Source organism: Streptomyces sp. TLI_171 (assembly GCF_003610255.1).
GTDB lineage: Bacteria > Actinomycetota > Actinomycetes > Streptomycetales > Streptomycetaceae > Kitasatospora.
On record NZ_RAPS01000001.1, the window covers coordinates 537,493 to 551,828 of the forward strand.

13 protein-coding genes are annotated in these 14,336 nt (G+C 71.9%); 11 read left to right on the top strand and 2 right to left on the bottom strand.

Going from position 1 to position 14,336, the window contains the following annotated elements:
• The first annotated feature begins 34 nt into the window (after positions 1-34).
• The 6 genes from BX266_RS02525 (at position 35) to BX266_RS02550 (ending at position 6,043) form a co-directional block, all read left to right on the top strand.
• Positions 35-814: an ATP-binding cassette domain-containing protein gene (locus BX266_RS02525; RefSeq protein ID WP_099897292.1), complete on the top strand. Its 780-nt coding sequence runs from the start codon at positions 35-37 to the stop codon at positions 812-814.
• On the top strand, positions 811-2,091 hold the full coding sequence (locus tag BX266_RS02530) for a sugar ABC transporter permease (RefSeq protein ID WP_099897293.1): 1,281 nt from the start codon (positions 811-813) through the stop codon (positions 2,089-2,091). Before BX266_RS02525 ends, BX266_RS02530 begins: the two co-directional genes overlap by 4 nt.
• A 12-nt stretch (positions 2,092-2,103) precedes the next feature.
• Positions 2,104-3,324, top strand: coding sequence for an ROK family transcriptional regulator (locus BX266_RS02535; protein WP_099897294.1), 1,221 nt, complete (start codon positions 2,104-2,106; stop codon positions 3,322-3,324).
• Positions 3,325-3,529: 205 nt separating this feature from the next.
• Entirely contained in the window at positions 3,530-4,657 is a 1,128-nt protein-coding gene (locus BX266_RS02540; RefSeq protein ID WP_099897295.1) for an ABC transporter permease, read from the top strand.
• Positions 4,654-5,370, top strand: a complete 717-nt coding sequence (locus tag BX266_RS02545; protein WP_099897296.1) for an ABC transporter ATP-binding protein — start codon at positions 4,654-4,656, stop codon at positions 5,368-5,370. Before BX266_RS02540 ends, BX266_RS02545 begins: the two co-directional genes overlap by 4 nt.
• Positions 5,371-5,431: 61 nt before the next feature.
• Positions 5,432-6,043 (top strand): TetR/AcrR family transcriptional regulator, encoded by a 612-nt coding sequence (locus BX266_RS02550; protein ID WP_099897297.1) that lies wholly within the window; start codon positions 5,432-5,434, stop codon positions 6,041-6,043.
• 3 nt (positions 6,044-6,046) lie between these two features.
• Here the strand turns inward: BX266_RS02550 and BX266_RS02555 are convergent, their stop codons facing one another.
• Together BX266_RS02555 and BX266_RS39650 are read right to left on the bottom strand one after the other, a co-directional pair.
• A complete protein-coding gene (locus tag BX266_RS02555) occupies positions 6,047-7,336 on the bottom strand; it encodes a glycoside hydrolase family 6 protein (protein ID WP_259464497.1) in 1,290 nt (429 codons plus the stop codon).
• A 43-nt stretch (positions 7,337-7,379) separates the two neighbouring features.
• Positions 7,380-7,754 (bottom strand): hypothetical protein, encoded by a 375-nt coding sequence (locus tag BX266_RS39650; protein ID WP_259464498.1) that lies wholly within the window; start codon positions 7,752-7,754, stop codon positions 7,380-7,382.
• A 304-nt stretch (positions 7,755-8,058) separates the two neighbouring features.
• On the opposite strand from BX266_RS39650, the gene BX266_RS02560 reads away from it, so the two are divergent.
• The 5 genes from BX266_RS02560 to BX266_RS02580 all read left to right on the top strand — a co-directional run bounded on the left by BX266_RS02560 (position 8,059) and on the right by BX266_RS02580 (position 14,309).
• On the top strand, positions 8,059-9,090 hold the full coding sequence (locus BX266_RS02560; RefSeq protein ID WP_180290349.1) for a LacI family DNA-binding transcriptional regulator: 1,032 nt from the start codon (positions 8,059-8,061) through the stop codon (positions 9,088-9,090).
• Positions 9,091-9,597: 507 nt separating this feature from the next.
• The gene (locus tag BX266_RS02565) at positions 9,598-10,896 is read left to right on the top strand and encodes an extracellular solute-binding protein (protein ID WP_099897299.1); all 1,299 of its coding nucleotides are present in this window, start codon (positions 9,598-9,600) and stop codon (positions 10,894-10,896) included.
• A gap of 136 nt (positions 10,897-11,032) precedes the next feature.
• Positions 11,033-11,923: a carbohydrate ABC transporter permease gene (locus tag BX266_RS02570; protein ID WP_259464499.1), complete on the top strand. Its 891-nt coding sequence runs from the start codon at positions 11,033-11,035 to the stop codon at positions 11,921-11,923.
• Positions 11,923-12,765 (top strand): carbohydrate ABC transporter permease, encoded by an 843-nt coding sequence (locus BX266_RS02575; protein ID WP_099897301.1) that lies wholly within the window; start codon positions 11,923-11,925, stop codon positions 12,763-12,765. The genes BX266_RS02570 and BX266_RS02575 overlap by 1 nt, the downstream gene beginning before the upstream one ends.
• A 44-nt stretch (positions 12,766-12,809) precedes the next feature.
• The gene (locus BX266_RS02580; protein WP_099897302.1) at positions 12,810-14,309 is read left to right on the top strand and encodes an alpha-N-arabinofuranosidase; all 1,500 of its coding nucleotides are present in this window, start codon (positions 12,810-12,812) and stop codon (positions 14,307-14,309) included.
• Positions 14,310-14,336: the final 27 nt, after the last annotated feature.

The window sequence follows — 14,336 nt, forward strand, 5'->3', positions numbered from 1 at the left end:
GGGCCCACCCCGCCCATTCCCAGGAGCCCCACCCATGACAGAAACACCGATTCTCGAGTTGCGCGGGATCGACAAGAGCTTCGGCCCCGTCCAGGTCCTGCACGACGTCGCGCTCAGCGCCTACGCGGGGCAGGTCACGGCGCTCGTCGGCGACAACGGCGCGGGCAAGTCGACGCTGGTCAAGTGCGTCGGCGGGATCCACCCCATCGACGCCGGGGAGTACCTGTTCGAGGGCCGGCCGGTCCAGGTGCACAGCCCGCGCGACGCCGCCGCGCTCGGCGTGGAGATCGTCTACCAGGACCTCGCGCTGTGCGACAACCTCGACATCGTGCAGAACATGTTCCTGGGGCGGGAGAAGCGCCGCGGCCTGGTGCTCGACGACTCGACGATGGAGGAGATGGCCGCCGCCACGCTCAAGGGCCTCTCGGTGCGCACCGTCAAGTCCCTCCGCCAGAAGGTCTCCAGTCTCTCCGGCGGCCAGCGGCAGACCGTCGCCATCGCCAAGGCGGTGCTGTGGAACAGCAAGCTGGTGGTGCTCGACGAGCCGACCGCGGCGCTGGGCGTCGCCCAGACCGCGCAGGTCCTCGAACTCGTGCGCCGGCTGGCCGACAACGGCCTGGCCGTCGTCCTGATCTCGCACAACATGAACGACGTCTTCGCGGTCTCCGACCGGATCGCCGCGCTGTACCTCGGGCGGATGGCCGCGCAGGTCAAGGCCTCCGACGTGACGCACGCTCAGGTCGTCGAACTGATCACCTCGGGCCGCAGCGGCGACCTGGGCCCGCAGACCACCCCCAACGGAGCCGCCGCATGACCGCCCTCGCCCCCGAGAAGCCCGAGCGCCCGCAGCGGCCCGGCGACTCCGGCTCCGCGGCGGACCGGCCCGCGACCGCGGGGCTGGCGGCCGTCGCCCGCGGCTACCTCGACCGGTTGCGGGCGGGTGAGCTCGGCGCGCTTCCGGCCGTCGCCGGCCTGGTCGTGCTGTGCGTGTTCTTCTCGCTGCTGCGCCCGGTCTTCCTGTCCAACCTGAACTTCGCCAACCTGCTCACCCAGAGCGCGGGCAGCATCGCCATCGCGATGGGGCTGGTGTTCGTCCTGCTGCTGGGCGAGATCGACCTGTCGGCCGGCTACGCGAGCGGGGTCTGCGCCGCGGTCCTGGCCATCCTGCTGACCAACCACGGCTGGCCCTGGTACGCGGCGGTGGCCGCCGCCGTGCTGACCGGCGCGGCGATCGGGCTGCTGCTCGGCACGCTCGTCGCGAAGGTCGGCATCCCCTCCTTCGTGGTGACGCTGGCCGCGTTCCTCGGCTTCCAGGGCGTGGTGCTGATCCTGCTGAAGGAAGGCACCAACATCTCGGTCAAGGACCCGACGGTCCTGGCGATCGCGAACGACAACCTGAGCCCGGTCCTCGGCTGGGTGCTGCTGGCGGCCTGCGCCGCCGGCTACGCCGTCCTGCAGTTGCGCCGCAGCCGCGACCGGCGGGGCCGGGGCCTGGCCGGCACCCCGGCGGCGCTGCTCGCCGTGAGGATCGGCGCGGTCGTCGTGCTCGGCGCCGTCGCGGTGTACCTGCTCAACCAGGAGCGCAGCCGCAACGTCCTGGTCGGCTCGCTCAAGGGCGTGCCCATCGTGGTGCCGGTGATCGGCGTCCTGCTGCTGCTGGGCACCTTCACCCTGCAGCGCACCGACTTCGGCCTGCACATCTACGCCGTCGGCGGCAGCGAGGAGGCCGCCCGCCGGGCCGGCATCAACGTCGCGTTCATCCGGATCGCCGCGTTCGTCATCTGCTCCTGCCTGGCTGCGGTCGGCGGCGTCATCGCCGCGTCCCGGGGCAACTCGGTGGACCCCAACACCGGTGGCAGCAACGTCCTGCTGCTCGCCGTCGGCAGCGCCGTCATCGGCGGCACGAGCCTGTTCGGCGGCCGCGGGCGGGTGGTCGACGCGGTGCTGGGCGGCCTGGTCGTCGCGGTGATCCAGAACGGCATGGGTCTGATGGGGTACAGCTCGGGCGTCAAGTACGCTGTCACGGGATCGGTTCTGCTGGTGGCCGCGGGTGTGGACGCCATGTCCCGCCGCCGCACAGCCCGACGATGAGAGTCGCCCCCGATGAAAGCCGGTCCTTCCCAGGAAGAGGTCCGCCAGCACAACCTGGGCGCGCTGCTGCGCCACGTCCACTACGGCGGTCCCACCTCGCGGGCCGTGCTGGCCGCCGAGTTGGGCCTCAACCGCAGCACCATCCTGGGCCTGGTCGGTGATCTGACGGCCGCGGGCCTGGTCCGCGAGGAACTGCCGCAGGACACCGGTCGGGCCGGGCGGCCCTCGCTGGTCGTCAAGCCGGAGTCCACCCGCGTGCACGTCCTGGCGGTGGACCTGGGCGTGGAGCGGCCGGCGGCAGCGCTGATCGGCCTCGGCGGCGTGTTCCTCGACCGGCGCGCGTGCCCGTGGCCCGACGGGCACCCGCCGGATCCGGCGCAAGTGGCCGCTGTCCTGGCGGAGTTCGCCGAGGAGATGCTGGCCGACGCGCCGGCCGGAAGCTCGTGCGTCGGCGTCGCCGTGGCGGTGCGCGGCATCGTCCGGCATCCCGACGGGCTGATCGGGCTGACCCCCAACATGGGCTGGAAGGACCTCGACTTCGCCGGCGCGTTGGCCGCCCGGCTCCGCCTCGACCTCCCGGTGCTGGTCGGGAACGAGGCCAACCTCGGCGCACTCGCCGAGCACCGCCGCGGTGTCGGCCGCGGCAGCCAGAACCTGGTCTACCTGCACGGCGAGATCGGGATCGGCGCCGGCGTGATCAGCGGCGGTGAACTCCTGCGCGGCGAGCGCGGATACGCCGGCGAGGTCGGCCACATGACGGTCAATCCGTTCCGCGGCCGGCTGTGCGGCTGCGGCGCGCGCGGCTGCCTGGAGGCGGAGGCGGGTGAGCGCGCGCTCCTGGAGGCGGCCGGCCGGGACGCCCGCACCACCGGCGCCGAGGCCGTGCGGTCGGTGGTCACCGCCGCCGACCACGGCGACGTCACCGCCCGGGCCGCACTGCACCGCGTCGGCGACTGGCTCGGCATCGGCATCGCGAACGTGGTCAACCTCTTCGACCCGGACCTGGTCGTCCTCGGCGGCACCCTGCGGGACGTCTTCCTCGGCTCCGCCGCCCAGGTGCGCAGCCGGATCAACACCAACGCCCTCTCCGCCCTGCGGGAGAACCTGCGGCTGCGGGTCAGCGAGCTCGGCGGCGACACCGTTCTGATCGGTGCCGCCGAGTTGGCGTTCTCCGAGGTCCTCGCGCGTCCGCTGGAGACCCTCGCCCGGGCCGCCGGGCCCGGCCGGCCGTAGCTCGTCGGCAGCCCGAACGCCACGGGAAGCACCGCGCGTTGAACCGCACCGTCGGACCGCGGGGGCGACCTGCGCGGAAAGTTACCGACAGGGGTGTCGATAACATCGGATAGGATGCCGACACTGGCGTCGTCAAGTTCTGGCAAAGAGCTTGACGTCTCCAGCCGTCGTGCCTGATCCCCCGTCACCCCCTCCCGGAGACCCCGTGTTCCTCGCCCTGCGCGACCTGCGCTTCGCCCGCGGTCGCTTCGCCCTGATGGGCGCCGTGGTCGCGCTCATCGCCGTCCTCGGCGTCCTGCTGTCCGGCCTCGCCTCCGGCCTGGCGGACGCCGGGATCTCCGGCCTGCGCGCGCTGCCCGTGACCCACCTGGCCTTCGACGAGAAGGCGACCAGCGAGCAGTTCTCCCGCTCCACCGTCGAGCAGCGGGACTGGCAGGCCTGGTCCGGGACGCCGGGGGTGGAACGGGCCGAGCCGTTCGGGAACACCCTGGCCAACGCCCGGGTCACCCGGGGTGCCAAGCTGGGCGAGCAGGTCAACCTCGCCGTCTTCGGGATGGCACCCGGATCGTCGCTGGCCCCCAGGCCCACCAGCGGCACGGGCCTGGCGGAGGGCAGCGCGGGCATCGTGATCACCCGGGAGATCGCCGATCTGGGCGTGGCGGTCGGGGACGAGCTGACCGCGGACCGGAGCGAGGTGCGGCTCAAGGTGGTCGGGCTGGTCGACGACACGGTCTCCTACGGCCACATCGGCGTCGTCTACGCCGACCTCGACACCTGGCGCCACCTGCACTACGGCCTGCCGGGCGAACTGCCCGAGGCCGCGCGCGAACAGGCCACCGCCGTCGCCCTGACGCTGCGGCCGGGCGCCGACGTCGCCGCCGTGGAGCGGGCGACCGGCACCCGCGCCGAGACCAAGGAGACCGCCTTCGGCGCGTCCCCCGGCTACACGGCCGAGTCGAGCACCATGGCGCTGATCAAGGGCTTCCTGTACGCCATCTCCGCCCTGGTGGTCGGTGCGTTCTTCACCGTCTGGACGGTGCAGCGCAAAGCCGAGATCGCCCTGCTGAAGGCCCTCGGCGCCCCCACCGGGTACGTCCTGCGCGACGCGCTCGCCCAGGTCGTGGCGGTGCTGGTGGGCGCGACGGTCGTCGGCACCGCCGCCGGCCTGGCCCTGGGCAGCGCGCTGATCGGCAAGGCCCCCTTCGCGCTCTCCGTCCCGGCCATCGCCACCTCCTCCGGCCTCCTCGTCCTGCTCGGCACCGTGGGCGCCGTCGTCGCCGTCCGCCGCATCACCGCCGTCGACCCGCTGACCGCACTGGGAGCCACCCGATGACCACCTCCGTCTCCGACCACCGGCCCGCCCCGGACGCCGCGGCCACGAACGGACTGCAGCTGGCGGGCGTCACCCTCGCACTGGGGGACGGCGACGCCGCCGTCACCGCCCTCGACCGCGTGCAACTCTCGGTCGCCCCGGGCGAGTTCGTCGCCGTCGTCGGCCCGTCCGGGTCCGGCAAGTCCAGCCTGCTCGCGGTCGCCGGCGGCCTCCGGCGCCCCACCTCCGGCACCGTCCGGATCGCCGGCGCCGAGCTCACCGCCCTGTCGGACGGGCAGCGCACCGCGGCCCGGCGCCGGCACATCGGCTTCGTCTTCCAGCAGTCGAACCTGCTGGCCTCCCTCACCGTGCTGGAACAGCTCCTGCTGCCCCTGCACATCGACGGACGCCTCGACGCCGCGGGCCGCGCCCGGGCCGTGGAACTCGTCGAAGCGGTCGGTCTCACCCGTCGCACCGCCGCCCGGCCGCACCAGCTGTCCGGCGGAGAACGCCAGCGCGCGGGCCTGGCCCGGGCCCTGGTGACCTCCCCCGCCGTCCTGCTGGTGGACGAGCCCACCTCGGCACTGGACCGCGTGCGCTCCGCCGAGGCGGTCCGGCTGATCGCCGAACAGACCCGTGAACGCGGAACGGCCACGGTCATGGTCACCCACGACACGGCGATAATGGAGGCTGCCGACCGGGTCTACGAGATGGTCGACGGCCGCCTGTCCTGACCGGCGCCGCAGGCCGGTGCCTCGCTCCCGGGCCCGCCCGCCAGCCAGGAGTCCGCCCCGCATGCCGAAGATCAACGCCTCCAGCGTCGCCGAACACCGCGCCCAGCAGCGCGCGGCACTGATCGGGGCAGCGATCGACATCCTGGTCAACGAGGGCGCCGCCGCCGTCACTCCGGCGGCGGTCGGCGCCCGAGCGGGCCTGGCCCGCTCCAGTGTCTACCAGTACTTCGACTCCTCGGCGGCTCTGCTGGCCACCATCACCGAGGAGGCCTTCCGGCGCTCCAACGAGGCACTCGCCCGCGCCATGGCCGCCGCGGACGGCCCGCTGGAACGCGTCGAGGCGTTCTTCGGCGAGAGCCTCCGGCTCGGCGCCGAAGGCGCCCACCGGCCCGCCGCCGCCCTCATGAACGCCGGCCTCCCGCCCGCCTGCCAGGAACGACTGGTGGAGCTCCACCTGGAACAGGTCGCGCCGTTCCGCGCAGCCGTGGCCCAACTCGGCGCTCCCGAGCCCGCGTTGACGGCGGACCTGATCGCCGGGATGCTCCACACCGCGCTCGCCGCGGTCGAGAACGGCGCCCCGCTCGGGGCGGTCACCGAGCGCACCCTTGCCCTGGTGCGCCGCTGCCTGGCTCCGGCCGGCAGCACGGTCGGCCCGGCGGACGCGGAGCGCTGACGGTCAGCGCCGGCCGGTGTTGAAGGTCAGCGCCGGACTGGCGTTGCTCACCAGGGACTTGGCCTGGGCGGGCCACCACGCGCCGGCGGCCGGGTCGACGACGCCGTACTCGGGGTCGACGGTGCCGCCCGGGATGCTGCGGTTGCACTGGCCGTCGGACTGGCCCACGGTCTTGATCCACAGGAAGGCGTCGGCGAGCGGGACGCCGGTGTTCGCGGTCGGCCGGTCGCCGATCCCGCTGCCGGGGGCGTTGCACCAGGTCTGCGGGTCGCCGCTGTACTTGCCGACCGGCGGCTTCCAGTCGCTGCGGCCGTTGCGGCTGGTGTCGACCACGAAGTGGGCGAGCTCGCCGGCCGGCGGGGCGCCGACGTTCTGCTGGAACCACTGGTCGGTCCAGTGCCAGGTGGACGGGTCCTCGACGTCCACCGCGTTGCCCGGCTGCCCGTCGTTCGGCGCCGCCGGGGAGTAGTACTGGCTCGCGCACCAGTCGGCGTGGCCCCTCGCCCAGTCCGGGCCCTTCGTGGCGAACCAGAGGCACTGCGAGACCCAGGTGCCGTAGTGCGTCGAGCGGTCGGTGGCGAAGTAGTTGGAGACGTTCAGCGAGAAGCCCTGGGCGCGGTCGACGCCGGCCTGCAGCAGGCGCTGGGCGATCGCGCCGACGCCGTGCCAGTGACTGTTGCCCGCGTCGAGGTAGACCACGCTGTTGGGCTGCTGCTCCAGCGCGTCGATCGCGTGGTTGAGGTCGGCGAGCCGGCCGGCGGTCTGCTCGCCGGTGGGGTCCGCGCCCGGGGCGCAGTCGGCGGGGAGGTTGGCCAGCCCGTCGGGCTCCAGCACCACCACGGCCTTGCTGCGGCCCAGGCCGCGGGCGAAGGCGTCGATCCAGGCCCGGTACTCGGCGTCCGACTGGGCGCCGCCCGCGGAGTACTGGGAGCAGTCCCGCTGCGGGATGTTGTACGCCACCAGCACGGGCACCGTGCCGGTGCGCTCGGCCCGGCGCACCAGGGCCCGCACCTTGGCCTCGACCTCCGCCGGGGTGCCGTCGGTGAACCACGCGGCTTCGGGCCAACTGGCCAGTTGCGCCATGGCCTTGGCGCCGTCGAGGTCGTGGTGCGTCAGGTCGGTGAGCGCCTGGCGGGTCGCGTCGCTGTCGGGGTCGACGTAGAACGCGGTGTTCGGGGCGAGCGTGTGGGACGCCGGGGCGGGGCGCGCCTCGGCGGCGGCCGGGACGGCGCCGGCGACCAGCAGCGCGAGGGCGCTCGCCGGGAGGGCGGCGCGGTGCAGGGGGATGCGCACGGTGTTCCTTCGGTGGATGGGTGGGTGTCGGGGTGACGCGGGGTCAGCGGCCGTGGACCGTGCTGTCGGCGACCGCCGGCCGGAACTGCCCGGCCGGGGAGCTTGATCCGACGCCGCGGTTGCCGTCGGGCGAGACGCCGTGGGCCCCGCCGACGCCTGCCGCGGCCAGGTGCTGGGTCGTGGCGGGGGCGCCGATCCGGCCGGGGTCGCCGGCATCGAGGCGCACCCGGCCGGTGAGGGCCTGGGCGTCGAACTGTGCGACGGCGTTCCTCGGCATCGCGTTGCGGTCGGCGACCCGGGCGGGCGTCAGGCAGTTGCGGTCGCCGAGCGCCTCGGGTTCCCGGACGGCCGCTGCCGGGCGGTGCCCGGCGCCGCCGGCGGCCCGGCGCAGCGCGGAGGTGTCCGGGTCCTTGCGCACGGTTCTTCCTCCGGGGGTGGGGGCGGAGAAGTGGAAGCGCTTCCAGTTCGGTGCGCATCGGATCGCACGATTGGGATGATTGGGCCCGGAGGGCGGAGGTGTCAATACCTCAGGCACCAGGCACATCCAGGATCTTTGGCTCACCCACTGTCGCGGAGCGGCCGTCGGGGTAGGCTGGAAGCGCTACCGGTTTTTACACGGCAGGACTGCGGCAGTCGCCGCTCCCCCGCGGGCCCCAGGGCCGGCGGGCGCCGTGGATCCCGGCCCCAGTCCGCCACCCGCAGCTCGAGGAGCAGCCGTTTCCATGGAGCCGTCACCCAAGCGCATGCCGACCCTGGACGAGGTGGCCCAGCGCGCCGGCGTGTCCCGCACGGCGGCCTCCCGGGTGATCAACAACGCCCCGCACGTCAGCCGGGCGAAACGGGACGCGGTCGAGCGCGCGGTGCGCGAACTCGGCTTCGTCCCCAATCCGACCGCCCAGGCCCTGGCCACCCGCCGGGTCGGCGCGGTGGTGCTGGCGGTCTCCAGCGACGAACCGGGGCTGTTCGCCGATCCGTTCTTCGCCGAGGTGATCGTCGGCGCCAGCGCGGCGCTGGAGCAGACCGACCTGGAGCTGATCCTGCTGCTGGCCAACACCCCGCGCGGGCGGGAGCGGCTGGAGCGGCTGCTGCGCTCCCGCCGCGCCGACGGCGTGATGCTGATGGCGCTGCACGGCGACGACCCGCTCGGCCGGCTCGCCGAACAGACCGACCTCCCGGTGGTGTTCGGCGGTCTGCCGCTCACCGGCGAGCCTCGCTGGTACGTGGACGCGGACAACCGGGGAGGCGCCCGCCTGGCCGCCGAGCACGTCGTCCGGACCGGCCGCCGACGGCCCGTCATGATCACCGGTCAGGTGGACACCATGGTCGCCGCCGCCCGCGAGCAGGGCTTCAGCGAGGGCCTGGCGCTGGCCGGCGTCCCGCTCCTGGGCGTCGAGGCCGGCGACTTCACCGAGGACGGCGGCGGTGCGGCGATGGAGCGGCTGCTCGCGGTCCACCCCGCGCCGGACGCACTGTTCGCCGCCTCCGACGCGATGGCCATCGGCGCGCTGCGGACGCTGCGGGCGCACGGGCTGCGGGTGCCGGAGGACGTCGCGGTGATCGGCTTCAACGACCTGGCCAGCGCGCGGCACACGGCCCCGCCGCTCACCACCGTGCACCAGCCGGTGCGGTCACTGGGCCGGGAGATGGCCAGGATGCTGGTGAGCGTCATCGAGGGCGACGACCCCGGACCGCTGATCCTGCCGACCCGGCTGACCGTGCGGGAGTCGGCCCCTGACGGGCCGACCGGGAGCTGACCCGCCCGGCAGCCGCCGGGCGAACGGGCCGGCGCCGGCCTTCCGGACCCCTGGCGGCCCGGTCGCACCGAGGCATCCGTCGGGGACCATGCTGTGAGCGCTAACAATTCTTGTCAAGCCCCCGCGCCGCCGGCGGCACCCTCCCCGCCCCGCCGCTCCGACCGGGCTCCCAACGTCTCGCGGCCTCAAGGGAATTCACCCTTCACTGGTGGAGCGGCCCCGGCCCCGCCGACTCGAAAGTTTCGATAACATTCCTTCGCAATTTCGTCGGCATTTCGGAAACAAGTCATTGACGGTCGCTCCGCGCCGAGCACATACTCTCCAGCGATCGAGCCGCCCGTGACGACCACCCCGCACACGGTCACACCCGTCCGTCCGGCACGTCCACCCGCACGTGCCGGGACCGGAGAGCACAGGGTCTCGGTGATTTCCACCTGACGCGCCTTCTATTCGCGCACACCTTCCCGGACGCTTCCGGCGAACGACGACAGAACAGGAAGTCCCACGATGAGCAGAAACACACGCCGCGCAGCGGCCGCCGCGATCGCCCTCGGCATCGCCCTCGCCGTCTCCGGCTGCGCCGGTGACGGGGACGCGGCCTCGGGCGGCGGCTCGTCCGACGGCAAGGTCACGCTGACCTTCTGGGAGAACGCCCAGCCCGGCCCCGGCGCCGAGCACTGGAAGGCGGCCGTGGCCGAGTACCAGAAGCTGCACCCGAACGTCACGATCAACATCCAGGCGATCCAGAACGAGGACCTCGACGGGAAGCTGCAGACCGCGCTCAACTCCGGTTCCGCGCCGGACATCTTCCTGCAGCGCGGCGGCGGCAAGATGCAGGCCATGGTCCAGGCCGGCCAGATCCAGGAACTGCACCTCACCGACACCGACAAGGCGAACGCCGGCGCCGCGGCCCTGGCCGGCTACTCGATCGACGGCAAGATCTACGGGATGCCCGTCGACACCCAGCCCGAGGGCATCTACTACAGCAAGGACCTGTTCAAGCAGGCCGGCATCGCCACCCCGCCGACCACGATGGCCGAGCTCCAGGACGCCGTCGCGAAGCTGAAGGCGATCAACGTCGAGCCGATCGCGGTCGGCGCCAAGGACGCCTGGCCGGCCGCGCACTGGTACTACAACTTCGCGCTGCGCGAGTGCAGCCAGGACGCCATGAACAAGGCCGCCCAGACGCTCAAGTTCACCGACCCGTGCTGGACCAAGGCCGGTGAGGACCTGGCGTCGTTCATCAAGGTCGAGCCGTTCCAGAAGGGCTTCCTGACCACCTCGGCGCAGCAGGGCGCCGGATCGTCCGCAGGCATGATCGCCAACCACAAGGCGGGCATGGAACTGATGGGCAACTGGGACCCCGGGGTGATCGGCAGCCTGACGGCCGACCAGAAGCCGCTCCCCGACCTCGGCTGGTTCCCGTTCCCGGCGGTTCCCGGCGGCCAGGGCGACCCGGCGGCGATCATGGGCGGCCTCGACGGCTTCTCGCTGTCGAAGAAGGCGCCGAAGGAGGCCCTCGGCTTCCTGCAGTTCCTGGTCACCTCGGAGGAGCAGAAGGCCTACTCCAAGGCGTTCTTCACCATTCCGGTGAACAAGGAGGCCCAGTCGGTCGTCACCGACGACTACAACGTCTCCGCGCTGCAGGCGTTCAACAAGGCCCCCTACTCGATGATGTTCCTCGACACCCTGTACGGCCAGAACGTCGGCAACGCCATGAACACCTCGGTGGTGAACCTGTTCGCCGGCAAGGGCAGCGCGGCGGACATCGCCAAGGACACCAACGCCGCCGCTGCGAAGGGCTGAGTAAGCACCGATGAGCAACCCCCTGGGTACTGACACGGCCGACGGCCGCCAGTCGCAGGGCACGCCCGGAGCCGGTGGCGCGGTCGCGCCCCCGGCTCCGCCGCGCGCGGCTCCGCGCCGCCGTGGGCGTGCCAGGATGCGGTTCGAGATCGCGGTGCTGTCCGGGCCGGCGATCCTGATGTTCCTGGCGTTCGTGATCTTCCCGGTGGCACTCGCCGCGTTCTACGGTTTCTACCGCTGGCACGGCTACGGGGCGCCCACCGACTGGGTCGGTCTGAACAACTACAAGCTGATCCTCACCGATCCGGCGTTCCAGCAGGTGCTGTGGCACACCGGCCTGATCCTGGTGCTCTCCCTGGTCATCCAGGGTCCGCTGGCGGTCGGCCTGGCGCTGCTGCTCAACCAGAAGATCCGCGGCCGCTCGGTCATCCGCATCCTGATCTTCGTGCCGTACGTCATCTCGGAGGTCATCGTCGGCACCGCCTGGAGCCTGATGCTCCAGACCAACGGCGCCGTCAACGACCTGCTGGGGCACGTCGGTCTGGGCTTCCTGAAGGCGGACTGGCTGTCGGATCCGAAGCTGGCGCTGTGGACGCTGATGGGCATCATCTCGTGGAAGTACATCGGCTTTGCGGTGATCCTGATGCTGGCGGGCCTGCAGTCGATCCCCGACGAGCTGTCCGAGGCCGCGCAGATCGACGGCGCCTCCTACTGGCAGATCCAGCGCCGGATCACGCTGCCGCTGCTGGGTCCGACGATCCGCATCTGGGCGTTCCTGTCGATCATCGGCTCGCTGCAGCTGTTCGACCTGGTCTACATCATCTGGGGCCCGTACGTGGCGGGCACCGCGGGCACCTCGACCATGGCGATCTACATGGTCGCCCAGGGCCGCAACGCGGGCAACTACGGCTACGGCAGCGCGATCGCGGTCGTGATGTTCCTGATCTCGCTCGTCGTGGCGCTGATCTACCAGCGCTTCGTCCTGCGCCGCGACCTGCAGGGTGCCGTCACCGAAGGAGCCTCCTGATGAGCGCGACGATCGCCAACAAGCCCCAGAAGTGGGGAAGTCCGTTCGCCTACTTCGTCGCCCTGCTGTTCATCGGGGTCTGCGTCGCGCCGGTGCTCTACATCGTGATCGGCGGGTTCCGCACCAACTCGCAGATCAGCACGGGCCCGGCCGCACTGCCCGACCCCTGGGTGGTCGGCAACTACATCGCCGTCCTGAAGTCGGTGACGTTCTGGGGTGAGTTCGCCAACTCCGTCGTCGTCGCGCTGGCGAGCACCGTCGGCACCGTCGTCCTCGGTCTGATGGTGAGCTTCGTGCTCGCGCGCTACGACTTCAGGTTCAAGGGCGCGATGTACTCCCTGTTCGCGGCCGGCCTGATGTTCCCGATGGTCATCGCGATCACCCCGCTGTACATCGTGATCAAGGACCTCGGCCTGGTCGACAACCTGCTCGGCGTGATCGTCCCGCAGATCGCCTTCGGCCTGCCGACGACCGTCATCATCCTGGTGCCGTTCCTGCGGGCCATTCCGAAGGAGATCGAGGAGGCCGCCGCGATCGACGGTTCGAGCCGGCTCGGGTTCTTCTTCCGGATGGTCGTCCCGCTGTCGCGGCCCGGTGTGGTGACGGTCGGCATCCTCGGGTTCATCGGCAGCTGGAACAACTACGTGCTGCCGCTGTACGTGCTGAACTCGCAGGCCAACTTCACCCTGCCGCTCGGCGTCCAGGCCTTCTCCTCGCAGTACTCCGTGGACACCGCGAAGGTCCTCGCCTTCACCTCGCTGGCGATGCTGCCCGCGATGGCCTTCTTCGCGATCTTCGAGAAGAAGATCGTCGGCGGCCTCACCGGCGCCGTGAAGGGCTGACCCCGGCGGCCCGCACCGCCCGACCCGTCGAAAGGAAACCCGAGTTGCCCCGCGCCCACGTCGAGCTCGACCGGCACGCCGTCATCGCCCCCGTCCGCCGCCGCACCTTCGGCTCGTTCGTCGAACACCTCGGCCGCTGCGTCTACACCGGTCTGTACGAGCCGCAGCACCCGACCGCGAACGAGGACGGGTTCCGGATGGACGTCGTCGAGCTCGTCCGGGAGCTGGGCACCACCACCGTCCGCTACCCCGGCGGGAACTTCGTCTCCGGTTTCCGCTGGGAGGACTCGGTCGGCCCGCGTGCGAACCGCCCGGTCCGGCGCGACCTGTCCTGGCACTCGCTGGAGTCCAACCAGGTCGGCCTGGACGAGTTCGCCCGGTGGCTCAAGCTCACCGACTCCGAGCTGATGCTGGCGGTCAACGTCGCCACCCGCGGCATCCTGCCCGCCCTCGACCTGCTCGAGTACGCCAACCACCCGTCCGGCACGGCGCTCTCCGACCTGCGCATCGCCAACGGCACGCCGGAGCCGCACAACGTGCGGATGTGGTGCCTGGGCAACGAGATGGACGGACCCTGGCAGACCGGCTTCATGACGGCCGACGACTACGGCAAGATCGCCGCCCGCACCGCCGCCGCGATGAAGTCCGCGGACAAGGACCTGGAACTCGTCGTCTGCGGCTCCTCCGGCTCCGGCATGCCGACCTTCGGCGACTGGGAGCGCACGGTGCTGGAGCACAGCTACGAGCACGTCGACTACATCTCCTGCCACGCCTACTACCAGGAGCTCGACGGCGACCTCGGCTCCTTCCTCGCCTCGGCGGTCGACATGGACTACTTCGTCGACACCGTCCTCGCGACCGCCGACCACGTCGGGTTCAAGAAGCGCTCCACGAAGAAGATCGACATCTCCTTCGACGAGTGGAACATCTGGTACCTCAAGGAGCACAAGGAGTCCGAGGAGGTCAACGACGAGTGGCGGCACGCCCCTCGGCAACTGGAGGACACCTACACCGTCGCGGACGCCGTCGTCGTCGGGAACCTGCTGATGACGCTCCTCAAGCGCAGTGACCGCGTCACCTCGGCCTCGCTGGCGCAGCTCGTCAACGTGATCGCGCCGATCATGACCGAGCCGGGCGGCCCGGCCTGGCGGCAGACCACCTTCTTCCCGTTCTCGATCACCAGCCGGCTCGCGTCCGGCGAGGTGATCCGGCCCGTGATCGACTCGCCGACGTACCTGACGGCCCGTCACGGCGAGGCGTCCGTCATCGACGCCGTGGCGACCGTCGACGAGGACCGGGCCGCGGTCTTCCTGGTCAACCGCGACCTGACGGAGCCGGCGCAGGTCACCGTCGACGTCCGCGGCCTCGGCTCCTCGCGGATCGTCGAGGCGCTCACCCTCGCCGACCCGGACGTGTACGCCAAGAACACGCTCGCCGACCAGCACCGGGTGGCCCCGGCCGCGAACCGGAGCGCGGCCCTCGCCGACGGCCTGCTCACCGTCGAACTGCCGCCGGTGTCGTGGACGGCCATCGCCCTGCACTGACCCGCGCCCCGCCGCAGTTCCTCGAAA

What these genes read in the sequence shown, in the direction of transcription:
- BX266_RS02545 (WP_099897296.1), top strand. Translation starts at nt 4,654, where the DNA reads ATGACCACCTCCGTCTCCGACCACCGGCCCGCCCCGGACGCCGCGGCC.
- BX266_RS02570 (WP_259464499.1), top strand. Translation starts at nt 11,033, where the DNA reads ATGCGGTTCGAGATCGCGGTGCTGTCCGGGCCGGCGATCCTGATGTTC.
- BX266_RS02550 (WP_099897297.1), top strand. Translation starts at nt 5,432, where the DNA reads ATGCCGAAGATCAACGCCTCCAGCGTCGCCGAACACCGCGCCCAGCAG.
- BX266_RS02535 (WP_099897294.1), top strand. Translation starts at nt 2,104, where the DNA reads ATGAAAGCCGGTCCTTCCCAGGAAGAGGTCCGCCAGCACAACCTGGGC.
- BX266_RS02530 (WP_099897293.1), top strand. Translation starts at nt 811, where the DNA reads ATGACCGCCCTCGCCCCCGAGAAGCCCGAGCGCCCGCAGCGGCCCGGC.
- BX266_RS02560 (WP_180290349.1), top strand. Translation starts at nt 8,059, where the DNA reads ATGGAGCCGTCACCCAAGCGCATGCCGACCCTGGACGAGGTGGCCCAG.
- BX266_RS02575 (WP_099897301.1), top strand. Translation starts at nt 11,923, where the DNA reads ATGAGCGCGACGATCGCCAACAAGCCCCAGAAGTGGGGAAGTCCGTTC.
- BX266_RS02525 (WP_099897292.1), top strand. Translation starts at nt 35, where the DNA reads ATGACAGAAACACCGATTCTCGAGTTGCGCGGGATCGACAAGAGCTTC.
- BX266_RS02565 (WP_099897299.1), top strand. Translation starts at nt 9,598, where the DNA reads ATGAGCAGAAACACACGCCGCGCAGCGGCCGCCGCGATCGCCCTCGGC.